The following is a 22,231-nucleotide window of genomic DNA, read 5'->3' on the forward strand; positions in this document are numbered from 1 at the left end:
AGTTGCCCCACCTCCGGCAGCCATCGCGGCGGTACTTGATGCACATCCTGCCGCGGTGCAGGACGTTTTGTTGAAGCTCAGGGCGTTGGTGTTCGATGTCGCTCACGGCGTTCCGAACCCGGGTCCGGTAAGTGAAACACTGAAATGGGGCCAGCCGTCCTATGCGGTGCGCACCGGCACGCCGCTGCGTCTGGGCGTCACCAAATCCGGGCTGCCCGCCATGCTCGTCCACTGCCAGACCACGGTGATCGCCGACGCGCGATCGGTTTTCGACGGCGATCTGCGGTTCGAAGGCAATCGCGCGGTGGTCATCCCGCCGAACGCGGTCTTTCCCGAAGCGGCTTTACGGCAGGTCATCCACGCAGCCGTCACCTATCGGGTCAAAGCTTAGCCGGGGATCGGGTCGATCAACGTTATGGGCAGGTTCAGTGCCTGTTCCAGCGTGTGCGCCACCTGCAAGAGCCGCGCCTCGCCGCGTGGCGGGCCGATCAATTGCAGACCGACCGGCATCCCCGACGGCGTAAAGCCGACCGGCAAGGACAGCGCGGGCAGGCCCGCGACGGTTGCAAGGAACGCGAATTGCAGCCAGTCGATATAATCGCGCATCGGGCGGCCCGCGACCTCGGTCGGGTATTCGATCTCGACCGGCATGGGGGCAAGGCCGTTGACCGGGCAGGCCAGCACATCATGGGTCTGAAAGAACGTGGCCATGGTGTTGTAGATTGCAGAGCGATCACGTTCGGCTTGCACGTAATCGTCGAAACTCATGGCGCGCGCGTCGGCAAGGTTGCCTTTGATCGTGTCCTTGTAGTGTCGCGTTACAGCGTCAGGTGTGACTTGGTAGCTTCCGAGGAACGACAGGCAGCGCAGCGCGCGGAAGGTCTCGTCAAGCCGTGGCAGATCGGGGCAGTGGTCCTCGACCGTGACATCCGACAGGTGCAGGCTTTCGAGCGCGCCGCGCAACACGCTGTCGATTTCCGAAGTGACGGCGGCAAAGCCGTTCAGGTCCGAGGTATAGGCGATCCGCACCTTCCCTGCGTCCTGGCGCGCGGTGTCGATATAAGGTGTCGCCGGGGGCGGGAAGGAGATCGGCCAGAGCGGATCGTATCCCGCCATGGCATCCAGAAACAGCGCGCAATCCAGAACGTCGCGGGCCATCGGGCCATCGACCCCGCCGGTGGTAAAGCCGAGATGTGCCGAACTCCCCCCGGCGATGCCGGGCGAGGGGCGCAGGCCGACGATGCCGCAATAATTCGCGGGGCTCCGCAGGCTGCCGCCGAAATCCGACCCGTGGCTGAGCCAAAGCTCTCCGGTCGCCAGGGACACGGCAGCGCCGCCAGAGGACCCGGCGGCGTTCATTGCTGTGTTCCACGGGTTGCGTGTCGCGCCGAACACGGCGTTGAACGTGTTGGCCCCGGCCCCAAGCTCGGGCGTGTTGGTTTTGCCAAGAACGACCCCACCCCGATCTTCGAGCCGCAGCACCAAAGGATCGGAGACATCGGGCACGTGATCGGCCATCCCCTTGGTGCCGAAGGTCGTGCGGACGCCCGCCACCGGATTGAGATCCTTGATCCCGATGGGCAGACCGGCGAGCGGGCTGCTTGCCGCGACATTCGACGCGCGGGCCCGTTCGGGGCAGCGCGTAACCACGGCGTTCACCAGAGGCTCGACCTGATCCATCCGCTTGAGGCTGGCGTCGATCAGATCAGCGGTGGTGATTTCGCCTGCTTTCAAAAGCGCAATCACGTCACGGGCGGATTTCGCGCAAAGCTCGGGTCCGGAAAAACTCGTCTCGGGGCGCGTCACGATCCGCAGAACATCTCGTGCAGTTGCGCGATCAGCCGCGCGGTATTGTCATCGTTCAGGCTGTAATAGATCGTTTTCCCGTCGCGGCGGGTTTTCACCAGCTTCTCGTCGCGCAGCCGCGCGAGCATCTGGCTTACGGCAGCCTGACGGATGTTGAGCAGCGCTTCCAACTCACCCACGGATTTTTCACCCGTGCCGAGATAACACAGGATCATAAGGCGCCCCTCATGCGCCAAGGTCTTGAGATACGCCGCCGCATCCTGGGCGCTCTTGGCCATATCCTGTGCGGCAGCGGGCGCAAAACTCGTGTCTTTCATAGGTGAATCCTCGATGATCCTTTCGCATTTAACACCGAAGCGAGGGGCCTTCAAAGTTTTATCGCACCGATCAGGTCTTCGGCACCGGCGGTGCGCCTCCCATGAAATTGTTGCCGCCTTTGTAGTCGCAGGGGTCCGCCTGCATTTGCAGGTGTAGTCCATCGCCTGTGAAGGGGTGGGCGCGGGCCAGTTCCTCATCGACATCAATACCAAGGCCCGGAGTGTCCGGGGCGGTGATGTAGCCGTCTTCGACCCGGATGCTGTTGCGGATCAGGTTGGCGTGGAAGGGTGTTTCGATTGTCTCGGCGATCAGCACGTTGGGGATCGATGTGCACAGGTGCACGTTCGCCGCCCATTCCACCGGCCCGGCATAAAGATGCGGGGCCAGTTCGGCATTGAACGCCTCGGCCATGCCGGCAAGTTTCTTCATTTCCCAGATGCCACCGGCGCGTCCCAGAGCGGGTTGCAGGATCTTGGCACCACCCGTGCGCAGCAGGGTTGCGAATTCGGTCTTGGTGGTTAGCCGTTCTCCCGTGGCGATTGGGATGCGCACGGCGCGGGCGACCTCGGCGAATTCGAGAAGATTGTCCGGCGGGATCGGCTCTTCGTACCAAAGCGGCAGGTAGGGCTCGATCGCCTGGCCCAGCCGGATCGCGCCCGAGGTGGTGAACTGGCCATGCGTGCCGAACAGGAGATCGGCCTTGTCGCCCACCGCCGAGCGGATTGCCTTGCACATTTCGGCCGACAGCGAAATGTCCGTGAGCGCGGGCTGGTGGCCGCCGTGGATTGTGTAGGGTCCAGCCGGGTCGAACTTGAGCGCGGTGTAGCCCTGTTTGACGTATTCCAAGGCCGCTTCGGCATGGGCGTCCGGATCGGTCCAGAAGGTGCCGATATCATGGTGGGGCAGGGGATACAGATAGGTATAGGCCCGCACCTTTGCGTTCATGCGCCCGCCCAGCAGCGCCCAAACCGGACGGTCGCGCGCCTTGCCAAGGATGTCCCAGCACGCGATCTCAAGCCCCGAAAACGCGCCCATAACGGTCAGGTCGGGACGCTGCGTGAACCCGGCGGAATAGGCGCGACGGAACATCAACTCGATGTTTTCGGGGTTTTCGCCCCTCATATGCCGGTCGAACACGTCTTCGATGACCGCTTTCATCGCCTTTGGCCCAACTGACGAGGCATAGCACTCGCCCCAGCCGGTGATCCCGGTGTCGGTCGTCACCTTGACCAGCGTCCAGTACCGCCCGCCCCAGCCGGGGGCCGGAGGGGCTGTGGTGATGATGTCAAGCGTATGCAGTTTCATAGCTGCCCCCTTGGTGTCGGGCGGGCGATGCGTCGACGCATCGCTGCGTTTCCGTCAACGGAAACGCCGCCCCGTCGTTGATGTCGTGCCTAGAACAGGATCACGTTGCGCTTGGCGCCGCCTGCCTTGGTGTCGTCTATGGCTTCGTTGATCTGGTCGAGCGACCAGCGACCCGAGACCAGTTCATCCAGTTTGAGCCGCCCCTGACGGTAAAGATCGGCCAGCCACGGGATGTCACGCCGGATCACCACGTCGCCCATCTTGGACCCGACCATGCCTTGCGACATATAGGCCAGCACCACGGGTTCGTATTCGGCCATCGCGCCGGAATGGGGCATCCCGATCATCACCATGCGCCCGCCCCAACCAAGATAGCGCGGCGCGTCGTTATAGGCCGGGATCGCGCCGACCGTGACTGCGACCAGATCGGCACCGCGCCCAAGGATGCGGAGGACCTCTTTCCAAGGCTCTGCCCCCGTGGCAAGCACACCGTCCGTCGCGCCGAACGCCTTGGCGGTGGCGAGCTTTTCTTCGGTCACGTCCACGGCCACGATCCGGCGCGCGCCAGCGATCCGCGCGCCCTGAATGGCGTTGAGGCCCACGCCGCCCGCGCCGATCACGACCACGTCTTCGCCAGGGCGCAGCTTGCCTGCATTGACCACCGCTCCGACGCCGGTGATGACACCGCAGGCCATCAGGGCCACGGCCTCGGCGGGCATGTCGTCGGGCAGGGGTACGACCTGGCTTTGATCCACGATCACGCGTTCCGCGAAAGCACCGCAGTTCATCGCCTTGACCACGGGCGTGCCGTCATCCCGCGTGATCGGTGACGGCGCGGTGCCGGGGCTTTCGCAGATCGTGGGCTTGCCGCTGGAGCAATTCGGGCAGGTTCCGCAGGCTTTGATTAGCGTGACAACGACGCGCTGTCCCTCGATCAGGTCGGACACGCCGGGACCGATGGCCGAAACCCGTCCCGCCGCCTCGTGGCCATAGACGGCAGGCAAATCCCCGCCCCAGGCGCCCTCGGCATAGTGGATATCGGAATGACAGATTGCCACGGCGTCCAGCGTGACTTCGATCTCTCCGGCTTCGGGGGCGCGTAACTCCAAATCCTCGATGCTGAGTGGTTTGCCGAATTCGGTGCAGACGGCGGCTTTGATGCGGGTCATGATCTCTCCGTGGCTCTTTCGCGCACCCTGAGACGCAGGCGATCCAAGCGCAAGCGGGAAGTCGACCTTTGCCAGTCAGGCCGCGACAGCCCCGCGTTTCGGCGTCAGGAACACGATCAAAGCAATGACGATCAGCCCAAGCGACAAAAGGAACGGCGCGCCGGGAAGGAACACGGGCGCATCGGGGCGCGTGAACTGCGCAAAGACGGATGTCATCATCATCGGCGCAAGGATCATCGCGATGGCACTGACCGAGGTGAGCGCACCCTGCAATTCGCCCTGCCGGGAATCGCCCACGGCCTTGGACATGATGCCTTGCAAAGCCGGTGTGATCACCGCCCCGAGTGCCGCCAAAGGCGTCAGGACAAGCGCGACCGTGCCCGAGGTGACAAACGCCAGCGCGCCGAAGGCGAAGACATCGAAGACCAGCCCGTAGATCACGGTTCCCCTCTCACCCAGTCGGGCCAGGATCAGGCGGATCAGACCGCCCTGAACGACCGCCATCATGATCCCGAACAGCCCCAGCGACAGGCCGATCATCCCTGCGTTCCAGCCAAATCGCGCCTGCCCGAAATAGGCCCAGACCGCCGGGTAGACGAAGAAGGCCACCTGGTAGAGGAAAAACACTACAAGAAGCCGCCCGAGGCCGGGCAAGGCACCCAGCGACCGGAAAGCCCCCAGCGGGTTGGCGCGCCGCCAGTCGAACGGGCGGCGGATCGCGTCCGTAACCGTTTCGCGCAGAACGAACCAGCCAAGGATCGCATTGGCACCCGCCAGAAAGGCTGCGGCCCAGAAGGGCGCGCGCGTGCCCCATTCGCCCAGAAGACCGCCCATGAGCGGCCCGATCACGAAGCCCAGCCCGAAGGCCGCCCCCACAAGACCGAAATTCTGCGCCTTCTTTCCCGGCTCCGAGATGTCCGCCATGTAAGCCGACGCCGTGGATTGCGTCGCGGCTGTGATGCCTCCGATGACCCGCCCGATCAGCAAGAGCCAGATGCTGCCCGCGACGGCCATGACGACATAATCGGCGGCCATCACCACCAACGAAATCAACAGGACCGGGCGTCTGCCGAAACGGTCAGACAGATTGCCGATCACCGGGCCGAACAGGAATTGCATCACGGCGAACACGGTTGCAAGGACACCGCCCCAGAGGGCTGCGTTGGCCAGGTCTCCTCCGGTCACGTCGCGGATCAGGTCCGGCATCACCGGAATGATAAGCCCGATCCCCATCGCGTCGATCATCACGGTGATCAGGATAAAGAGGACGGGCAGGCGCATGGGTGCAGCTTTCGGGGTCAGGCGGATGCGCCCACTCCGTGTAAGCTACACTTGACAGTTTTGCAGTCAATGCGCCTGTGCCGCGATGAAGTCGGTCAGGACCTTGGCGTATTCGTCCGGCGCTTCGACGCAAGGTAGATGCCCGGCCTTGCGGATCAGGTGGAACTGCGATCCCGGCACCAGGTCGACCGTCTCACGCACCAGATCGGGCGGCGTGGATCCGTCCTCGCTTCCGGCGATGCCCAGTGTGGGCAGGCGCAAGGCGGCCGTTGTGGTAAAGAAATCCGTCCCGGCAATCGCCTGCGAACAGCCGATATAACCGTCCGCCGGGGTGCGGGTCAGGAGGTTGCGCCACGCTGTGAGTTCGGTGGTCTGGCAAAACTCGGCCGAGAACCAGCGCTCCATCACGGCATCGGCAAGGGCTTCGATCCCACCCGCCTCGACGGCGGCGATCCGGTCGCCCCACATCTCGCGGGTGCCGATGCGCGCGCCGGTATTCGACAGCACCATCGCACGCACCAGATCAAGCCGCTTGGCGGCCAGACCCTGCGCGATCATGCCGCCGATCGACAGTCCAACAAAGATCGCGTTCCGCAGATCGAGATGGTCCATCAATTGTTCGACATCGCGCACCAGCGTACCCATGCCGTAGGGCGGTTTCGTGCAATCCGTCAGCCCGTGCCCGCGCTTGTCATAGCGCACGTATTTCAACCCGGTCGCAGGCAGCCGCGCGATGACCTTGTCCCAAAGCCGCAGGTCCGTCCCGAGCGAATTGGCGAACACGACCGGCGCGCCTTCGGGATCTCCGTCGATCCGGTAGTGAACACGAAATCCATCGAACTCAGCGGCGTGCATGGCGTCCTCCTTAGCCTTCTCCGAACTGCTCCAACGCGCGCAGAAACACGGGCCGGTCCACATTGCCGCCGGAGATGGTGACGATCACCGTATCCCCCTCGATCTGATCGCCGTGATAGAGCGCCGCCGCTAGGGCCACGGCCCCACCAGGTTCGGCCACCAGTTTGAGACGGGCAAAGGCCTGAGCCATCGCCATCTGCGCTTCGTCATCGGTGACGACTAGGCCGGGGCCGCAGAGCCGTTGCATGATCGGAAAGGTGAGGTTGCCGGGCTGAGGCGTGACGATAGCATCGCACAGCCCACCCGCGCTGGCGGCGTTGCGTTCGATCCGGCCCGATGCCAGCGACCGTGCAACATCGTCGAAGTTCTCGGGCTCGGCTGGACGCACGCGCATCCCGGGGGCCTTGGATTCGAGCGCCAAAGCGATGCCAGAGGTCAGACCGCCCCCGCCGCAGCACACTATCACCTCGGCTTCGGTGACGCCCATCTCCGCCGCCTGCGCCGCGATCTCAAGCCCACAGGTGCCCTGACCTGCAATCACCTCGGGCTCGTCGAACGGTTTGATCAGCGTCAGGCCCCGGTCTTCGGCAATGCGGCTGCCGATGGCGTCCCGGTCCTCCGTCGCGCGGTCGTACAGCACCACCTCGGCGCCCAGGGCGCGTGTGTTGTCGATCTTCATCTTCGGTGCGTCGGACGGCATGATGATCACCGCGCTGACGCCGAATTGCTGCGCGGCCAAGGCGACGCCCTGCGCGTGATTGCCCGATGAATAGGCGATTACGCCGGACATGCGCTGCGCCTCGGGCAACGCCGACAGGGCCGACCGCGCGCCGCGATACTTGAAGCTGCCGGTATGTTGCAGGCATTCCGCCTTTACCAGAACCCGCCGCCCCGCGATTTCGTCCAGAAAGGGCGAGGACAAAAGCGGCGTCACCCGCGCGTGACCTTTCAGGCGCTCTGCCGCCGCCTGGATGCGTTGAATGTCCATGGGCTACCTCAGCATATCAAGCCAGCGTCGCAACGCGTTCAGGCTTTCGGGTTCGTCAAGAAAAGGAATATGCCCCCGGTCGGGCACTTCGACCGCCACCATGTCCGGGCGGCGCTTTTTCATCTCGGCAAAGGTTTCGGGCGAAAGCAGGTCCGAGTTCGCGCCGCGAAGGCATGCCAGAGGCAAGCCCGACAGCGCGTCGAACAGGGGCCACAGGTCGGGTGCCGGTTGCGCACCGCCTTCAAGCACCGCCTCGCGCAGGCGCGGATCATAGGTCAACTCCAGCCCGTCCTCGGTTTCGTTGAACAGGATTTCCGCCTCGCGCAGCCACCGTTCGGGCGGCACGTTCGCAAAGCCCGTCATGACCCGCGCGCGGGCCTCGGCCACTTCGGCATGGGTCTTGAGCGCCGGTTTGCGGCCCAGGTACTCCTTAATCACCTCAAGCCCCTCCGGCGCGATCTCGGGTCCGATATCGTTGAGCGCGACACCCAGCAGTCGGTCCTTGGCCGTTGCCGCCAGCAGCATCGCGATCAGCCCGCCACGCGACGTGCCCAGTACGGCGGCCTTTTCGATGCCCAGATGATTCAGAAGTTCGACCGCATCGCGGCTTTCGACCGGGATCTGGTAGGTGGCCGGGTCACCCCACTCCGATTGGCCACGCCCGCGATAGTCCAGCCGGATCAGCCGCACACCTTCAAGATGCGGCGCGACGAATTCGAAATCGCGCCCGTCGCGAGTGAGGCCGGCAAGGCAGAGAAGCGGCAGGCCGTCGCCTTTATCCGTGTAGTGAAGCGACAGCCCGTCAGAGGTGGTGAAACGCGGCATCAGGCAAGCTCCGGGATTGTCGTGAGGTCGGTCAGGACATGCGCCGGGCGATGCGGCAAGCGGTCAACGGGATCGCCCGCGCGGTTGACCCAGACGGTCTCGAACCCATACCCGGCCGCGCCTGCGATGTCCCAGCCGTTAGACGACACGAAAAGCACGTCCTCCTTACCGCACTCGAACCGCGCGCCCACCATGTCGTAGACGCGGGACGACGGTTTGAAGATACCCACATCTTCGACCGACAGCACCGCGTCAAGAAATTCTCCGACCCCGGCACTGTCTACCGCACCTTCGAGCATGTCCTTGCTTCCGTTCGACAGAATCGCGCAGGTCTTGCCCGCCGCCTTGAGACGCGCCAGCATCATCGGCACTTCGCGATAGGCAGGCAATTCCCAGTAAAGCGCCAAGAGCCGTTCGCGCAGTTCGGGATCATCGGTCAGCCCGACCTTTTCCATCGCCCAGTCGAGCCCGTCTTTGGTGACCTCCCAAAACGGCGTGTACTCGTCGGTGATGGTGCGCAGCCACGTGTATTGCAATTGCTTCAGACGCCAGTGCTCGGCCAGTTGCGGCCAGACCGCCTTGAGCGCCGCGCGCCCCGGTTCGTCGGCCGCGACGCGGGCAGCGGCGGCCACATCGAACAAAGTGCCATATGCGTCGAACACACAGACCTGCGCCATGTCCGGACCCTTTCTCAATCGTTTCGCCGCAACCTGTCAGATCGAATGGGGCGAGGGAAGGTCTGTTTCACCGCTCCAGCGCGTGCAGTACCCTGACAAGCCGTCGGATCACGATCCGCACATTGGGTTCGAACCGGTCTTCGTCATGCGACACAAGCCATTGATCATGCGTGAGGTGGTCGATCGTTTCGCCGATTTGCCGGAGGTCGGGATAGAGCGCTCCGATAAAGGTCGGAAGCACCGCACGTGCGCTGCCGGCGAGCGCAAGATCAAGAGCATTTCGCGGGTCCGTCACCTCAATCACGTCGGCCGCTCCGACATGGGCCGCAACCCAGCGGGCCGACGGGGTCTGGCCTTGCACCCGCGCCCAAAGCTCGATTTTCGGATCGCGGGCGTAGACGGCAAACCGCACCGGGCCCAGCTTCTGACAGGCCAGCCCGATCTGCTCGGGTCGTTGGTTGCGGATGCCCACCACGGCCTCGCGATGCCGCAGGTCCAGCACGTGATCCGCCGCGATGAACCGGACAAGCACGTCGCCGTTTTCCACTATCTGCGATACGTTGCGGCACAGGACATGGGTCATCCATTTGCCCGCCGACACCTTGACGACGGGCCGCGCGCGCCGGTGCGGCGGTTGCAACAGCGGCAACATCCGGGCTTCGACATCCAAGGCACGGTCGAACAGGGCTTGTCCCGCTTCGGTCAGATCATACCCGCGCGGTTTGCGCGCGAACAGCTCCTGACCAAGCGCCTTTTCCAAAGCCAACATCCGACGCCCCAGGGTCGGCGCGCTTTTGCCCGTCACCCGGCGCGCATCGGCAAGACCTGAGCCCCGAGCCACAGCAAGGAACAGTCGCAGGTCATCCCAGTCGATTTTCGTTTCAACCATGAAATGACTATTACATTCCGTTTCATTTATCAGAAGTGTCTTTTCTGATTGGCTGTTCTCATCATCACAGGAGAGCACCATGGAATTTCTCGGACACGACATTGCGCCGCTTGGCATGGGCTGTTGGCCGATCGGCGGACCCATGTACGCAGGCGACACCTTCGTCGGCTATTCGCGCAGCGATGACGCCACCTCGTTGCGCACCATCCATGCCGCTTGTGATGCCGATCTCAGCTTGTTCGACACGGCCGCCGCCTATGGGGCGGGGCATTCGGAGCGATTGCTCGGGCAGGGGCTGAAGGGCAGGGCGGATGTGCAGATCGTCACGAAGGTCGGCATCGCCATCGACGAGGCCAGCAAACAGCTCAGCTTCGACGATCCGGCCCCTGAAGGCATCGAACCGGCGCTTGATGATTGTCTGAGACGGCTCGGTAGGGATCACATCAACCTTGTTTTGCTACACTGCAACACCCTCGCGCCGGACAAGGCAGAACCGCTTTTCGACCGGCTGGACCGCGCGCGCGACGCGGGAAAGATCGGTGCCTACGGGTGGAGTACCGACATCGCGTTGAATGTCGCGGATGTTGCGGATCGCTCCGGCTTTGCCGCGATCCAGCACGCGATGAACGTGCTTTGGGACGCGCCGACACTTCAGAAGCAGGCACACGAGAGCGGCCTTCTGACCATGGTCCGGTCGCCATTGGCGATGGGTCTTCTGTCCGGCGCATACCAAGCCGGTGATCGCGTGCCAGAGGACGATATCCGCGCAACGCCGTCGGAGTGGCACGATTACTTTGTCGATGGCCGTCCCAACCCCGAACTGCTCGAAACGATTTCGGCACTCAGGGACCTGTTGACCTCAGAGGGTCGCAGCCTTGTGCAGGGGGCGTTGTGCTGGATCTGGGGCCGTAATCCGCAGGCTATCCCCATCCCCGGCGCGCGTACGCCCGAACAGATCACCGAGTTGGCGGGCGCCCTTCAATTCGGACCCTTGCCGGAGGACACGATGAAGGAGATCGACCGCATCCTGCCGCGCGGACCGGACCCGGCGGACACACCGCGCTGAGGGACCGCCAAAAAAGCAAACCCCCGGACACATTCGTGCCGGGGGCTGCGTAAATCAAAGCGTGTTGGAAGCGGCTGCTTACATCATGCCTTCGCGCTGTGCCTTCTTACGCGCCAGTTTGCGCGCACGGCGGATCGCTTCGGCTTTCTCGCGTGCTTTTTTCTCGGACGGCTTTTCGAAATGTTGCTTGAGCTTCATTTCACGAAAAACGCCTTCACGCTGCAGCTTTTTCTTCAGAGCGCGGAGCGCCTGATCGACGTTATTGTCACGAACACTAACCTGCATGTGGTTTTCACCACCTTTCTAAGTTGGATTTGCAAGGATTTGCAGGAGCGCGCCGTATAGCAAGGTGTCGGGCATTTGTCCAGACATCAGGCGGCGCGATCCGTTTTCGGGTTTTGTGCTGCATTTCGTATCAAGGGATTGGCCGGATTGGTGAAAATGCCCAGAGAAAGCAGCGCGAAAATGCACTCGTACACTTCCCACCGCCGGGATTCGTCCAGCAGCGGGATGATCACAGTCACAACCAGCGCGAAAGCGGCGTGGTGAAGTTGGGGGACCGGAATCACCATCTTTGCTGTCACGGATTTGACCCATGCCAGCTTGCGCCACAGCAATGGCAGGATCAGCAGATAGCTGAGAATGATGTAGGACAGCACCGGCCCGAACAAAAGCTCGTCCAACTTGACGTCACCGATCACGAGGTTGTGGAAGGTGAATTCCTGCTGGTCATTGTTTTCCCGAAAATACTCCGGGCTTTCGAAACCGATGATCCGTTGACCCCACGAGATCTCTTCTCCGCCTGCCCAGATATACGCAAGACCGTAGAGCACGCCCAAAATCAAGGCAAATCGGGGCAGTGACGTGCGCACACGAAGCACGCGGGCCAGAAGAACCACGCCAGCGCAGGCCAGAAGAATGGCTGTGGCGTTCTCGATCAGGGAATCCTCGGCCCCGAAATACACGAAAAACAGCTCTTTCGAGATGCCTGAAGCGATGAAGGCGGCGATGAGGACTGAGGCCCCGAGGCCCAGAAACAGAAAATCAGCAGTTTGGCGCGACACGTGAGCGAATATCCTTCTTTGCGGTCACCCGCTTATAATTGCTGTGTAAACCGAGGGGCAGGGCGTAATGTTCCCTAAAGGAACAGTTTTCTGACGTGTGAGGCAAAAACACCGCCGTGTCGGGCATGGCTGGAGGTGTTTCGTTGCACGGCAGCGTGGCGCTGGGAACGGGATCGCACTAAGTACTGTTCATAACCTGCAACATCGGCACTTCGGAGGTCAGCTTATGACGGACATTTCCCGCGATATCGCAACCGAGCTGTTGGACGCAGCACTCTTGCATGTGCCCTTCGACGGGTGGTCTGACGCCGCTTTCCGCGCCGCCATTCGGGATGTGGACATCGCTCCGGCCGTAGCGCGCGGGCTTTTCCCGCGCGGTGCCATTGATCTGGCCGTTGCGTTTCACCGGCGCGGGGATGATGCGATGGTGGCGGCGCTGGAAGGCCGAGATCTTTCTGACCTGAAATTCCGCGACCGCGTGGCGCTTGCGGTGCGGCTCCGGATCGAAGCGGTCGAGGACAAGGAAGCGGTGCGGCGCGGCGTGACCCTGTTCGCGCTTCCGATGCACGCGGCTGAAGGTGCCAAGCTCATCTGGGGCACGGCGGACCGGATATGGACGACGCTGGGCGATACGTCGCGTGACATCAACTGGTACACCAAGCGCGCGACCCTTTCGGGAGTCTATTCGTCGACCGTTCTGTACTGGTTGGGCGACGATTCGCTGGACAGCCAGGCGACCTGGGCCTTCCTCGACCGCCGCATCGACGACGTGATGCAGGTGGAAAAGGTCAAAGCGCAGGTGCGCAAGGCGCCCGTGTTGGGCAAGCTGGTCCAAAACGCGGAATCGATGTTGTCCCGGGTCAAACCTCCGAAAGCCCGCCGTGATGACCTTCCGGGCGGCTGGACCGTCCCGCGCTGACATTACCTGATCGGCGCGAACAGCGCATCCGTTGCGGTACAGTCGCGCACCACGTCGCGGCCGCAGGTCACGGGCTCCAATGATCGGGACAGACAGATGCGGGCTTCCTGAATGCGCCCCTGCTTGCAGGTGATCGTGATCATATCCGGGTCAAGCTGCGGATTGGCCTTCAGAAACGCCTCTTCCACCACCGCGGCGGGCAGTTTGATCGCTTTGTCCAACTGTCGAAAAATCTCTGGCCGGTTGATCGTGCCATAAGCTTCACGCGACACTGCGTAATAGTCGGTCGCCGATAGGCCCGAGCACACGCCGTGCTTGTTCCACTGATGCCACGCCAGACCGGGTGTGCCCATGATATCCGCCATATCGCGCGTCATCGCGCGCGATGGGTTGCGTTCGGTCGTGGGGCAGTAGGACGGCCATCCGCGATCGTATTGCGGCCAGAGCCCGTGCATGACCCAACCGAAATCCGCATCGTCTTCGCATTGGGGCGATCGGCGCGCGTCGCCTTCGAGCGCGCACCATGTCGGTGACCAGCTCAGCGACAGGACGTAATAGTCGAACTCCCCCGACCGTTCGCCCTTGGCCCAAGCCGCCGACGCCGCAAGGGCCGCAGCCAGAGCCAGCACCAAAACCCGCATTGCCTCTTCCCTCTTTGCCTCTGCGCGACTATAAGGCCGCCAAGTTCCCTGACAATGGAAACCGTCCCGGCCTGATCCGGGACCTCTTGGACCCGCTCCGAGAGACCGAAACAGCTATGCGTAAGGAGACGCGAGATGGGTAAACCGATTATGGCAAAAGCCACCGCCGTCTGGCTGGTGGACAACACGACACTGACCTTCAAGCAGATCGCCGATTTCACCGGCATGCACGAACTCGAGGTTCAGGGAATCGCCGACGGCGACGTCGCCGCCGGTGTCAAAGGGTTCGACCCGATCGCCAACAACCAGCTTGATGCCGAAGAGATCAAGAAGGCCGAAGAAAACCCGATCTACGCGCTCAAGCTCAAGCATTACGCGGCTGCGCAAGGTGAAGAGAAACGTCGTGGCCCGCGCTACACCCCGCTGTCAAAGCGTCAGGACCGCCCGGCATCGATCCTGTGGCTGGTGAAGTTCCACCCCGAGCTCAGCGATGGCCAGATCTCCAAGCTGGTCGGGACCACCAAACCGACCATCCAGGCGATCCGCGAGCGCACGCATTGGAACATCAACAACATCCAACCGATCGACCCGGTCGCCCTTGGCTTATGCAAGCAGTCCGAGCTGGATGCCGCCGTGGCCAAGGCCGCGAAGAAGCAGGAAACGGTCATGTCCGACGACGAGCGCCGCAAGCTCGTATCCACCGAGCAGAGCCTCGAAATGGACGCAGAACCGCGCCTGCCGAGTGCCATCGAGGGGCTTGAGACCTTCAGCCTGTCGGGCAGCTCGAACGAGAGCGACGAGGACGAGAAGAAAGAAGACTACGCCGACGCCGACAGCTTCTTCAACCTGCCCGATGGCGCGCATGACGATGACGAAGACGACACCGACAATCGTTGATCATCAGGTCACTCGAATTGAAAAGGGCGCATCAGCGGATGCGCCCTTTTTCGTTTGGCTTTTCAGCTGTCTACGCCTTTACGATCCACGCGACACATCCTTCCGCCAGATCAATTGCACCAGCAACACGGCCGCCACGAAATCTGCGACCACGACACTCCAAAGCACCCAATCCGGCACCGGCGACGGCCTTATGATCTCCCATCCGGTGCCGACCATGCCACCGAACATGCAGATCAAGGCAAGCCACGCGACCCACCGCATGTCCCGTTGCAGCCCAATGTAAAACGCCGTGTAGAGCACCGCCGGAAACAAGAGAAACAGCCCGATCCCCGCAAACCCGGTCACAACGCTGCCGATCACGTGCAGGAGCGCGCTCAGAAGCAAAAAATTTCCGGCTGTCATAAGCGTCGAATCCTTCTGAGCAAGCGGTCGCGGGATGGTGCAACCGCAGGAAGACCGAGGGCTTCCCGATATCGAGAAGCCCTCGTGGCAACGCAGGTCAGTCCGATTTCTTCATCTCCTTCGGCGCGCCGGTCGCAACGTCGGTGCCCATATACGGCTGTCCGTCTTCCTTCCAGGCGGCAAAGCCACCCGCCATATGCGCAATCCGGTCCTCACCATGCGCGAGGCACAGCTTGGCCACCTTGGCGGAGCGCGCACCCGAGCCGCAGTGAAACACGATCTGTTTTTTCGACTGGTCCGGCATGTGGTTCGGCTCAAGCGCCTGCATCGGTGCAAGCAGCGCCCCGTTGATGCGTTCCAGCGCAAATTCCTGCGGTGTGCGCACGTCGATCAGCACGATTTCGTCCTTGTTGAAGGCGGCCGCCACTTCCGACGGGCTCCAATGTTCGAGGATGCCATTTTCGGTCTTTTCGATATCCATCTTGCCTCTCCTAGAATTTGTTGAGTGGGATTTTGAGATAGCTATTGCCATCGTCCTCTGGTGTCGGCGCCCGTCCGGCCCGCAGATTCATCTGCAAGACATGCAGCATCCGATCCGGCAGCGCGAGCGTTTTGTCGCGTGATGTCCGATTGTCGATATAGTCCTCTTTCGCGACCCCGCCGCCGATATGAATATTGTGCCGTCGCTGCTCTTCTACAGTCGACTCCCAGGCAGGGCCGGGCCGCTCCGAGGTGCCGTAATCATGGCCGATGAACAGGCGCGTGTGATCCGGCAGCGCGAGGATGTCCTGAAGCGAATTCCACAGATCCTCGGCGGTGCCGCCAGGGAAATCCGCCCGCGACGTGCCCGCGTCCGGTTGCATGAAGGTATCATGCACGAATGCGGCATCCTCGCCGACGACATAGGTGATCGACCCCAATGTGTGCCCCGGCGACAGCATCACGCGCACGGGCAGTTCGCCGATCTGAAACGTGTCGCCATCCTTATAGAGGTGATCGAAATCCTTGGCCGGATCGAACGCATCCGGAAGGTTGTAATACTCGCGCCACAACTCCGCGATCTCGACCACTTTTTCGCCAATGGCGTTCGGCTTGCCCAGCTTGTCCTTGAGGTAGGACGACGCCATCAGGTGGTCGGCGTGCGGATGCGTGTCGAGAATCCATTCGATCTCGACACCCTCGCTCTCCGCAAAACGCAGGATCGCGTCCACGCTTTTCGGGTCGGTCGATGCGCTCTCGGGGTCGAAGGTCAAAACCGTATCGACCAGCGCAGCCTTTTTCGTGGCCGGGTCGGTGACGAGATATTGAATGCTGCCCGTGTCGGCGTCGTAGAACCCTGTGACAGTGGCAGAGTTGGGGCCGGTGGACGGGCTGGTTCGAGATATAGTCATATTAACCTCCTTGAATATATCGATGCAACGAAACACCCCGGAGGCAGGTTCCAAAACTCTTTTCTTTAGTCCGGCGTGGACAAGACACAACGATAGGATGCCCCAGCAGGATCTGGGTCGCGATACGTCGCTTCTTCGCCCTTGATCCAGATCTCCCGTCCGAAGCTGCCGATATAGCGTGCGCCCGATGCCGTTCGTGTCAGTGCGCCGGTGTCGATGTTGTCGCCCCGTTCGAAGCGAACACTGGGCAATTCGGTGTCGAAGAATTGGGTCACGACCTCGTTCGCCGGTGATCCATCGCAGGCCCACACCGCCGTTCCGGTCGGCTCTTCCAGCATCCACCGCGCGACCAGTTCTCCCTCACGGGTCAGGTATGCCGCTTCGACGCAGGCGCGCAGATCATCCGCTTTCCAGCACTCGTTCCGGCCACCGATCCAGCCACGTTGATACGCGCGCAAATCATCGACGGCTTGTGCCGCGCCGCTGTCCAATGCACCCGCGGCGGCAAGCGCCTCGGCAAACCGTTCGGAAACCTTGCGATCCAACCGCGCAAGCGCGCTGTCCGCGCAGACCAGCTCTTCGGCCGAACTTTCCGCCTTGGTGCAGTCGAAGGATGGTCCCTCCTGTGCGACGACGGGGAAGGCGATAACGAAAAGGAGCGGAAAGGCGGCGCGCAGCATGGATGTCTCCGTGACGAATGCGCCGACTAAAGCAGAGTTTACGCATTTGGGAAACTGCGCGTGCCGCGTGGGCCATCAGGTCGTCGAGGCTCCAAGGAGTCGGAACAGACTGCGACAGTCTTGGGGCGTCACGCCACCTGCTGTGCGTCGACGGAGACGATCTGCATTCTGTCGAGCAACACCTCCGCCTCAAAACGCTTCAGCACCGGACGCGCGGTGGCCGCGTGGCTGATCGCTTCGAGCGTCGCCCCCTGTGCGAAACTCCATTCCCGAAACCACGACGCCTCATCCGCGATCAGGTCACCTCGGAAAAGGCTTTCGGTCCAGACACCGTTCGACCTCACGATCTGATGATCCGCCAACAGCAGGTGGTAATAGACGACGGGTTTACCGGTCAGCGCGATTTCCGCCGCGCCGCGACCGACGAAATGTTTTGCCGGAATAAGCACCTCGGCCTCGCCAAACAGCAGTTCCGCAAGTCCGCTGACGACAAGGATACAATGGTTCGGCGAGATGGTCAGAGGCCCGGTCGTTCCGAAAAGCGCACCGGGCACCCGCACGGGCCGCAATCCGGGATCATCCTTGAGCCGCGACATGGGGATCACGACTTTCCTCAGCCCCAGAACCGGCTGAACCCCGGCGTCCCGCGTTTGGATGAGATCCCCGGGTTTCAGACTTTCGACTGTCTTGCGCCCATCCGAGGTCTCGATCCAGGTGCCCGCAATAAAACAGGGGACACCCGGCGTGTCCGGATTGGGCGTACCTTCGACAAAATCCCCGTCCGCATTGCGCACGAAGGCGGTTCCGTTCGGCGAATTGCTGTCGATGGATTCCCCCGCGCCAATGCGCGTGGTCCCCGGAAAACCGCTCGGCAAGGTTGGCGCTCGCGGCGGGGCGCCATAGGACAACACGATGTAGTCACCGGTATTGGTGTCCACGAGGAAGATGGAATCGAACTTGGAGCCTTCACCGTCCGGCAGCCAATTGACGGAATTGCTTTCGCCGGCATCGTAGTAGCCGGCAGGCGGCGTTCCGGTGTATTCGCCGACCACGGTCGCGGTGCCGCCAGCCGCGATGGAGTCGGAACTGCCGAAACTGTAGAGCAGGCCCTCCTTCTCGGACCAAAGCTCGAACCCATCCAGCGACACGGCGCTTCCCGACGCGTTCTGAAGCTCGACATATTCATCGGCCTTGTTGGCTTTGCCGTCGCCGTCCGTATCGAACGCGCTTCCCCCGGCATTGTCCGCCAGGATCTCGCTGATCAGGATCCCATTCAGTTTATCGGCCATGAGGTCTGCACGCCCTTCCGGTGATAGGTCTCCGAAAGGATACGGGCAGAACGTGGATCAAATATGTCGCCGCAATGACCCGAGTGCGACGATCGGGCGGGTCTCAGATCGGCTTGCGGGCGTTCATCGCGGCGGTGATCGTGCCCTCGTCGAGATAGTCCAGCTCTCCACCGATCGGCACGCCCTGCGCCAGCGACGTCAGCGTCACGCGTCCTTCGAGCTGATCGGCGATGTAATGCGCCGTGGTCTGTCCGTCGATCGTGGCATTGAGGGCCAGGATCACCTCGGTGATTTCTTCGCTATCGACACGGGCCGACAGCTTCGGAATGCGCAATTCCTCCGGCCCGACCTGATCGAGCGCCGACAGGGTACCCCCCAGGACGTGATAGCGTCCCTTGAAGACACCCGCCCGCTCCATCGCCCAAAGATCCGATACGTCCTCGACCACGCACAAGAGCCCGTTGTTTCGCCGATTGTCCTGGCAGATGTCACAGATATCCTGGGTTCCGACATTGCCGCAGTTCAGGCATTCGCGCGCATCCCGCGCGACCTGTGTCATCAACTCGGCCAGCGGCCCGAGCAGCAGCCCGCGCTTGCGGATCATGTGCAACACCGCACGCCGCGCCGACCGCGGCCCAAGCCCCGGCAACCGCGCCATCATCGCGATGAGTGCCTCGATATCGCTGCCTTCACGCATCAGACGGCTGTCGCCCCGCTTCGTTTCGAAAAACCGTCATCCTCGGGCTCGACCCGAGGACCTCGTGTCCAACCAACCCCCGGGTCGCGCCCGTGGACGACGAGAGCGGGCGTCCAAAGATGTTGGTGCAACGCAAAGTCCTCAAAACGGCAGGTTCATCCCCGGCGGCAGGCCCAGACCCTCGGTCAGCTTCGACATCTCTTCCTGCGCCTTCGCCTGCGCCTTTTGCTGCGCATCCTTGATCGCGGCGAGGATCAGGTCCTCGACCACTTCCTTGTCGTCGCCGTTGAAGATCGACGGGTCGATGTCCAGACCGGTCAATTCGCCCTTGGCAGTCGACGTTGCCTTGACGAGACCCGCACCGCTTTCGCCGGTCACGGTCATCGTCGCCAAGTCTTCCTGCACCTGGGCCATCTTGCCCTGCATTTCCTGCGCGGCTTTCATCATCTTGGCCATGTCGCCCATCTGGCCCAAACCCTTGAACATATGTCTCTCCGTAGGTCAGCGCCCCTTGATCGGTGGCGCGGTGTAAAAGATCATCCCCACACATATTGCAGCGATGATGCCGATGAACAAGGCGGGCGACCCGACGCACCCCTCGGCCAGCGCGGCTTTCCGCGAGGTCGGTGCCAGCATGGTGAGAAATGTCACAAACGCGGTCCATCCCACGACCACCGCCAAGGCACCCCATTGGCTTTTGAAACGAAGGGCAAGGACCGTGCCGGCAAAGAGCACCAGCGCGGCGGGCGAGGAGGCCAGAAACAGCGCCTCTTGCAGCGCGCTCACCGGCGCGCCGTCCCATCCGGGGCGCTGCATCGCGCAATCCTGTGCCAGCGCCACACCAGGCAACAGCGACAGGATCAATCCTCCTCGAACGGGTCCCATTCGTCTTCCACTTCGGGCAGTGCCTCGGCTTCGGCCACCGCGGCCAGCTGATCGGGTGTGCGCACCTCTTCGATCACCGCGCCGGGAAATGCCTCCAACACCGCCTTGACGAGGGGATGCTCCGCCGCTTGGGCCTTGATCGCCATTTCGGCGGCGTCGCGGGTCTCCACGATGGTCGGCGCGTCGGACCCGTTGACCAGCGTCACGCCCCAGCGATTGCCGGTCCAGCGTTGCAACGCGCTGCCCAACCGCTGCGCGAGGTCTCCGGGCGCGTTGTCAGTGGGCGTGAATTCGATCCGCCCCGGCTGATATGCGGCCAGCCGCACGCAGCTTTCCACCTCGACCAGCAGCTTCACGTCCCTGTTCGCCCGGATCAGTTCGACCACGTGTTCGAAGGTCGGATAGCGGGCCAGCGCCTGATCCGCCGCAACCGCGAGCACCGCGCTGCCATGCGAGGCATGCGGGCCGGACGTGGTTCCGTGGGTCGGGGCAGGGGTCCCCATCGCTTGCGATCCTGTCGCTCCGCCAGCGCTCATTCCGCCACCCGAAGGGGGCGGGGGCGGCGGCGCGTCCTGCAAGCGCTTCACAAGGTCTTCCGGGCTGGGAAGCTCCGACACATGCGTCATGCGAATGATCGCCATTTCCGCCGCCATCATCGCGTTCGGCGCTTGCGCCACCTCGTCCAGCGCCTTGAGCAGCATCTGCCACAGCCGCGTCAGCGGACGCATCCCCAGCGCCTCGGCCAATTCCTGACCGCGCTGGCGTTCATCGGGGCTGATCGTGGGGTCTTCGGCCGCCTCGGGCGTGATCTTGACCACGGAAATCCAATGCGTGATCTCGGCCAGATCGCGCAGCACCGCCATCGGGTCGGCCCCATCGGCGTATTGTGCGGACAGCTCAGTCAACGCGCCGGCCGCATCACCCTTCATCACCAGATCGAAGAGGTCGAGCACGCGACCCCTGTCGGCCAACCCCAGCATCGCGCGCACTTGGTCGGCGCCGGTTTCGCCCGCGCCGTGGCTGATCGCCTGATCCAGAAGCGATGTCGCATCGCGGGCCGATCCTTCGGCGGCTCGGGTGATGAGGGCCAAGGCGTCGTCGGTGATCTCAGCGTTTTCGGCTCCGGCGATCTTGCGCAGGAGCGCAATCATCATTTCTGGCTCGATCCGCCGCAGATCGAAGCGCTGGCAGCGCGACAGGACCGTGACCGGCACCTTGCGAATCTCGGTCGTCGCGAAAATGAACTTCACATGCGCAGGCGGTTCTTCCAGCGTCTTCAGAAGCGCGTTGAACGCGCTCGTCGACAGCATGTGAACTTCGTCGATGATGTAGATCTTGTAGCGCGCCGAGGCCGCCCGGTAATGCACGGAATCGATGATCTCGCGGATGTCGCCCACGCCGGTGCGCGATGCCGCGTCCATCTCCATCACGTCGACATGCCGACCTTCCATGATCGCCACGCAATGTTCGCACTGTCCGCAGGGTTCGGTGGTGGGTCCGCCGGTGCCATCCGGCCCGATGCAGTTCAGCCCTTTGGCGATGATCCGCGCCGTGGTCGTCTTCCCGATGCCGCGAATCCCGGTCATCACGAAGGCCTGCGCGATCCGGTCCGCCTCGAACGCGTTTTTCAGCGTCCGCACCATCGCCTCTTGCCCGACCAGATCGGCAAAGGTTTCAGGGCGATACTTGCGTGCAAGCACCTGATACGGGGTAGCGTCGGACATCCACAGCACCTTCCTGGCAATCAGGTGCAAACTAGGCGCTCACGCCAGGAAGGTCCACCGCGCAGCGCCCCGTTGCGTCGATTTCATAGCAGCCAGAGGATCACACCCGTCGCGATCGACCCTGCCGCCAGAACAGCCGCGATCAGCCCGATACTGCGCGACGATTGCGGCTCGGTTTCATGAGCGTTCATTTCCTTCTGCGTCTGGCTGGAATTGCGCCAGGCCGCCCAGAAGATGACGACGGCGATGACAACGAACACGGTCGAGACGGCCTTTGGAATCCAGGTCGGCTCGAACGGACCGAACAGCGCGCGCAAACCAAGCGCCAATGCGACCGACGCCATGCCCGTGCGCATCCAGCCCGCAAACGTGCGCTCATTGGCGAGCATCGTGCGCGCCTCCGCCCAATCGGTGCGGTCCTCGGCCATGTCGTTCTTGTCTGGCATATCGCTCAACGCGC

At 62.7% G+C, this 22,231-nt stretch carries 27 protein-coding genes; 4 read left to right on the plus strand and 23 right to left on the minus strand.

From position 1 onward, the window contains the following. The first annotated feature begins 70 nt into the window (after positions 1–70). A complete protein-coding gene (locus tag Q1B16_RS02795; RefSeq protein ID WP_299784690.1) occupies positions 71–391 on the plus strand; it encodes a DUF1801 domain-containing protein in 321 nt (106 codons plus the stop codon). Here the strand turns inward: Q1B16_RS02795 and Q1B16_RS02800 are convergent. The 10 genes from Q1B16_RS02800 to Q1B16_RS02845 all read right to left on the minus strand — a co-directional run bounded on the left by Q1B16_RS02800 (position 388) and on the right by Q1B16_RS02845 (position 10,113). Then, positions 388–1,806 (minus strand): amidase family protein, encoded by a 1,419-nt coding sequence (locus tag Q1B16_RS02800; RefSeq protein WP_299784691.1) that lies wholly within the window; start codon positions 1,804–1,806, stop codon positions 388–390. The two genes, Q1B16_RS02795 and Q1B16_RS02800, sit on opposite strands and share 4 nt — an antisense overlap. Beyond that, the gene (locus Q1B16_RS02805; protein WP_299784692.1) at positions 1,803–2,123 is read right to left on the minus strand and encodes a metalloregulator ArsR/SmtB family transcription factor; all 321 of its coding nucleotides are present in this window, start codon (positions 2,121–2,123) and stop codon (positions 1,803–1,805) included. The genes Q1B16_RS02800 and Q1B16_RS02805 overlap by 4 nt, the downstream gene beginning before the upstream one ends. A gap of 70 nt (positions 2,124–2,193) precedes the next feature. Next, on the minus strand, positions 2,194–3,429 hold the full coding sequence (locus Q1B16_RS02810; RefSeq protein ID WP_299784693.1) for a mandelate racemase/muconate lactonizing enzyme family protein: 1,236 nt from the start codon (positions 3,427–3,429) through the stop codon (positions 2,194–2,196). Positions 3,430–3,518: 89 nt separating this feature from the next. After that, on the minus strand, positions 3,519–4,598 hold the full coding sequence (locus Q1B16_RS02815; RefSeq protein ID WP_299784694.1) for a Zn-dependent alcohol dehydrogenase: 1,080 nt from the start codon (positions 4,596–4,598) through the stop codon (positions 3,519–3,521). Positions 4,599–4,673: 75 nt separating this feature from the next. Beyond that, on the minus strand, positions 4,674–5,879 hold the full coding sequence (locus Q1B16_RS02820; RefSeq protein WP_299784695.1) for a TCR/Tet family MFS transporter: 1,206 nt from the start codon (positions 5,877–5,879) through the stop codon (positions 4,674–4,676). A 66-nt stretch (positions 5,880–5,945) separates the two neighbouring features. Beyond that, complete coding sequence (gene pcaD, locus Q1B16_RS02825; RefSeq protein WP_299784696.1) at positions 5,946–6,734, minus strand: 3-oxoadipate enol-lactonase; 789 nt, start codon at positions 6,732–6,734, stop codon at positions 5,946–5,948. 10 nt (positions 6,735–6,744) lie between these two features. After that, complete coding sequence (locus Q1B16_RS02830; protein WP_299784697.1) at positions 6,745–7,722, minus strand: threonine/serine dehydratase; 978 nt, start codon at positions 7,720–7,722, stop codon at positions 6,745–6,747. Positions 7,723–7,725: 3 nt separating this feature from the next. Next, positions 7,726–8,547, minus strand: a complete 822-nt coding sequence (locus Q1B16_RS02835) for an alpha/beta hydrolase (protein WP_299784698.1) — start codon at positions 8,545–8,547, stop codon at positions 7,726–7,728. Continuing rightward, complete coding sequence (locus Q1B16_RS02840) at positions 8,547–9,224, minus strand: haloacid dehalogenase type II (protein WP_299784699.1); 678 nt, start codon at positions 9,222–9,224, stop codon at positions 8,547–8,549. The genes Q1B16_RS02835 and Q1B16_RS02840 overlap by 1 nt, the downstream gene beginning before the upstream one ends. Positions 9,225–9,291: 67 nt before the next feature. Next, positions 9,292–10,113 carry a LysR family transcriptional regulator gene (locus tag Q1B16_RS02845; protein ID WP_299784700.1) on the minus strand — a complete coding sequence of 274 codons (822 nt, stop codon included), beginning with the start codon at positions 10,111–10,113 and terminating at the stop codon, positions 9,292–9,294. Between the two features lie 79 nt (positions 10,114–10,192). Here Q1B16_RS02845 and Q1B16_RS02850 point away from each other — a divergent pair, with 79 nt between their 5' ends. After that, positions 10,193–11,179 carry an aldo/keto reductase gene (locus Q1B16_RS02850; protein WP_299784701.1) on the plus strand — a complete coding sequence of 329 codons (987 nt, stop codon included), beginning with the start codon at positions 10,193–10,195 and terminating at the stop codon, positions 11,177–11,179. A 78-nt stretch (positions 11,180–11,257) separates the two neighbouring features. On the opposite strand, the gene rpsU is transcribed toward Q1B16_RS02850, so the two are convergent. Both rpsU and Q1B16_RS02860 read right to left on the minus strand, forming a co-directional pair. Continuing rightward, positions 11,258–11,464, minus strand: a complete 207-nt coding sequence (gene rpsU, locus Q1B16_RS02855; protein WP_007118112.1) for a 30S ribosomal protein S21 — start codon at positions 11,462–11,464, stop codon at positions 11,258–11,260. 86 nt (positions 11,465–11,550) lie between these two features. Continuing rightward, the gene (locus Q1B16_RS02860) at positions 11,551–12,243 is read right to left on the minus strand and encodes a hypothetical protein (protein ID WP_299784702.1); all 693 of its coding nucleotides are present in this window, start codon (positions 12,241–12,243) and stop codon (positions 11,551–11,553) included. Between the two features lie 226 nt (positions 12,244–12,469). Here Q1B16_RS02860 and Q1B16_RS02865 point away from each other — a divergent pair, with 226 nt between their 5' ends. After that, positions 12,470–13,162, plus strand: a complete 693-nt coding sequence (locus Q1B16_RS02865; RefSeq protein WP_299784703.1) for a COQ9 family protein — start codon at positions 12,470–12,472, stop codon at positions 13,160–13,162. Between the two features lie 2 nt (positions 13,163–13,164). On the opposite strand, the gene Q1B16_RS02870 is transcribed toward Q1B16_RS02865, so the two are convergent. Then, positions 13,165–13,803, minus strand: a complete 639-nt coding sequence (locus Q1B16_RS02870; RefSeq protein WP_299784704.1) for a ribonuclease T2 — start codon at positions 13,801–13,803, stop codon at positions 13,165–13,167. 135 nt (positions 13,804–13,938) lie between these two features. Here Q1B16_RS02870 and Q1B16_RS02875 point away from each other — a divergent pair, with 135 nt between their 5' ends. Then, positions 13,939–14,700 carry a cell cycle transcriptional regulator TrcR gene (locus tag Q1B16_RS02875; RefSeq protein ID WP_299784705.1) on the plus strand — a complete coding sequence of 254 codons (762 nt, stop codon included), beginning with the start codon at positions 13,939–13,941 and terminating at the stop codon, positions 14,698–14,700. A 78-nt stretch (positions 14,701–14,778) separates the two neighbouring features. Here Q1B16_RS02875 and Q1B16_RS02880 read toward each other — a convergent pair whose 3' ends face one another. The 10 genes from Q1B16_RS02880 to Q1B16_RS02925 all read right to left on the minus strand — a co-directional run bounded on the left by Q1B16_RS02880 (position 14,779) and on the right by Q1B16_RS02925 (position 22,217). Then, positions 14,779–15,105, minus strand: coding sequence for a hypothetical protein (locus tag Q1B16_RS02880; RefSeq protein WP_299784706.1), 327 nt, complete (start codon positions 15,103–15,105; stop codon positions 14,779–14,781). Positions 15,106–15,202: 97 nt separating this feature from the next. Continuing rightward, entirely contained in the window at positions 15,203–15,586 is a 384-nt protein-coding gene (locus Q1B16_RS02885) for a rhodanese-like domain-containing protein (RefSeq protein WP_299784707.1), read from the minus strand. A gap of 10 nt (positions 15,587–15,596) precedes the next feature. Beyond that, positions 15,597–16,496, minus strand: a complete 900-nt coding sequence (locus Q1B16_RS02890; protein ID WP_299784708.1) for an MBL fold metallo-hydrolase — start codon at positions 16,494–16,496, stop codon at positions 15,597–15,599. A 65-nt stretch (positions 16,497–16,561) separates the two neighbouring features. Beyond that, positions 16,562–17,176: an MliC family protein gene (locus Q1B16_RS02895; protein ID WP_299784709.1), complete on the minus strand. Its 615-nt coding sequence runs from the start codon at positions 17,174–17,176 to the stop codon at positions 16,562–16,564. A gap of 128 nt (positions 17,177–17,304) precedes the next feature. Then, complete coding sequence (locus tag Q1B16_RS02900) at positions 17,305–18,465, minus strand: Hint domain-containing protein (RefSeq protein WP_299784710.1); 1,161 nt, start codon at positions 18,463–18,465, stop codon at positions 17,305–17,307. A 103-nt stretch (positions 18,466–18,568) separates the two neighbouring features. Beyond that, complete coding sequence (recR, locus tag Q1B16_RS02905; protein ID WP_299784711.1) at positions 18,569–19,162, minus strand: recombination mediator RecR; 594 nt, start codon at positions 19,160–19,162, stop codon at positions 18,569–18,571. Between the two features lie 141 nt (positions 19,163–19,303). Continuing rightward, positions 19,304–19,648, minus strand: coding sequence for a YbaB/EbfC family nucleoid-associated protein (locus tag Q1B16_RS02910; protein WP_299784712.1), 345 nt, complete (start codon positions 19,646–19,648; stop codon positions 19,304–19,306). A 15-nt stretch (positions 19,649–19,663) separates the two neighbouring features. Beyond that, positions 19,664–20,047 carry a hypothetical protein gene (locus tag Q1B16_RS02915; RefSeq protein ID WP_299784713.1) on the minus strand — a complete coding sequence of 128 codons (384 nt, stop codon included), beginning with the start codon at positions 20,045–20,047 and terminating at the stop codon, positions 19,664–19,666. Continuing rightward, the gene (locus Q1B16_RS02920) at positions 20,023–21,771 is read right to left on the minus strand and encodes a DNA polymerase III subunit gamma/tau (protein WP_299784714.1); all 1,749 of its coding nucleotides are present in this window, start codon (positions 21,769–21,771) and stop codon (positions 20,023–20,025) included. Before Q1B16_RS02920 ends, Q1B16_RS02915 begins: the two co-directional genes overlap by 25 nt. An 83-nt stretch (positions 21,772–21,854) precedes the next feature. Next, positions 21,855–22,217 (minus strand): DUF202 domain-containing protein, encoded by a 363-nt coding sequence (locus tag Q1B16_RS02925; RefSeq protein ID WP_299784715.1) that lies wholly within the window; start codon positions 22,215–22,217, stop codon positions 21,855–21,857. Between the last annotated feature and the right edge of the window lie 14 nt (positions 22,218–22,231).

This window comes from uncultured Marivita sp. (assembly GCF_947488135.1).
Taxonomy (GTDB): domain Bacteria; phylum Pseudomonadota; class Alphaproteobacteria; order Rhodobacterales; family Rhodobacteraceae; genus Marivita.

Bases quoted from the DNA above. Each gene is read 5' to 3' on its own strand.
- Q1B16_RS02805 (WP_299784692.1), bottom strand. From the start codon at position 2,123: ATGAAAGACACGAGTTTTGCGCCCGCTGCCGCACAGGATATGGCCAAG.
- Q1B16_RS02810 (WP_299784693.1), bottom strand. From the start codon at position 3,429: ATGAAACTGCATACGCTTGACATCATCACCACAGCCCCTCCGGCCCCC.
- Q1B16_RS02815 (WP_299784694.1), bottom strand. From the start codon at position 4,598: ATGACCCGCATCAAAGCCGCCGTCTGCACCGAATTCGGCAAACCACTC.
- Q1B16_RS02820 (WP_299784695.1), bottom strand. From the start codon at position 5,879: ATGCGCCTGCCCGTCCTCTTTATCCTGATCACCGTGATGATCGACGCG.
- pcaD (WP_299784696.1), bottom strand. From the start codon at position 6,734: ATGCACGCCGCTGAGTTCGATGGATTTCGTGTTCACTACCGGATCGAC.
- Q1B16_RS02830 (WP_299784697.1), bottom strand. From the start codon at position 7,722: ATGGACATTCAACGCATCCAGGCGGCGGCAGAGCGCCTGAAAGGTCAC.
- Q1B16_RS02835 (WP_299784698.1), bottom strand. From the start codon at position 8,547: ATGCCGCGTTTCACCACCTCTGACGGGCTGTCGCTTCACTACACGGAT.
- Q1B16_RS02840 (WP_299784699.1), bottom strand. From the start codon at position 9,224: ATGGCGCAGGTCTGTGTGTTCGACGCATATGGCACTTTGTTCGATGTG.
- Q1B16_RS02845 (WP_299784700.1), bottom strand. From the start codon at position 10,113: ATGGTTGAAACGAAAATCGACTGGGATGACCTGCGACTGTTCCTTGCT.
- Q1B16_RS02850 (WP_299784701.1), top strand. From the start codon at position 10,193: ATGGAATTTCTCGGACACGACATTGCGCCGCTTGGCATGGGCTGTTGG.
- rpsU (WP_007118112.1), bottom strand. From the start codon at position 11,464: ATGCAGGTTAGTGTTCGTGACAATAACGTCGATCAGGCGCTCCGCGCT.
- Q1B16_RS02865 (WP_299784703.1), top strand. From the start codon at position 12,470: ATGACGGACATTTCCCGCGATATCGCAACCGAGCTGTTGGACGCAGCA.
- Q1B16_RS02870 (WP_299784704.1), bottom strand. From the start codon at position 13,803: ATGCGGGTTTTGGTGCTGGCTCTGGCTGCGGCCCTTGCGGCGTCGGCG.
- Q1B16_RS02875 (WP_299784705.1), top strand. From the start codon at position 13,939: ATGGGTAAACCGATTATGGCAAAAGCCACCGCCGTCTGGCTGGTGGAC.
- Q1B16_RS02880 (WP_299784706.1), bottom strand. From the start codon at position 15,105: ATGACAGCCGGAAATTTTTTGCTTCTGAGCGCGCTCCTGCACGTGATC.
- Q1B16_RS02885 (WP_299784707.1), bottom strand. From the start codon at position 15,586: ATGGATATCGAAAAGACCGAAAATGGCATCCTCGAACATTGGAGCCCG.
- Q1B16_RS02890 (WP_299784708.1), bottom strand. From the start codon at position 16,496: ATGACTATATCTCGAACCAGCCCGTCCACCGGCCCCAACTCTGCCACT.
- Q1B16_RS02895 (WP_299784709.1), bottom strand. From the start codon at position 17,176: ATGCTGCGCGCCGCCTTTCCGCTCCTTTTCGTTATCGCCTTCCCCGTC.
- Q1B16_RS02900 (WP_299784710.1), bottom strand. From the start codon at position 18,465: ATGGCCGATAAACTGAATGGGATCCTGATCAGCGAGATCCTGGCGGAC.
- recR (WP_299784711.1), bottom strand. From the start codon at position 19,162: ATGCGTGAAGGCAGCGATATCGAGGCACTCATCGCGATGATGGCGCGG.
- Q1B16_RS02910 (WP_299784712.1), bottom strand. From the start codon at position 19,648: ATGTTCAAGGGTTTGGGCCAGATGGGCGACATGGCCAAGATGATGAAA.
- Q1B16_RS02915 (WP_299784713.1), bottom strand. From the start codon at position 20,047: ATGGGACCCGTTCGAGGAGGATTGATCCTGTCGCTGTTGCCTGGTGTG.
- Q1B16_RS02920 (WP_299784714.1), bottom strand. From the start codon at position 21,771: ATGTCCGACGCTACCCCGTATCAGGTGCTTGCACGCAAGTATCGCCCT.
- Q1B16_RS02925 (WP_299784715.1), bottom strand. From the start codon at position 22,217: ATGCCAGACAAGAACGACATGGCCGAGGACCGCACCGATTGGGCGGAG.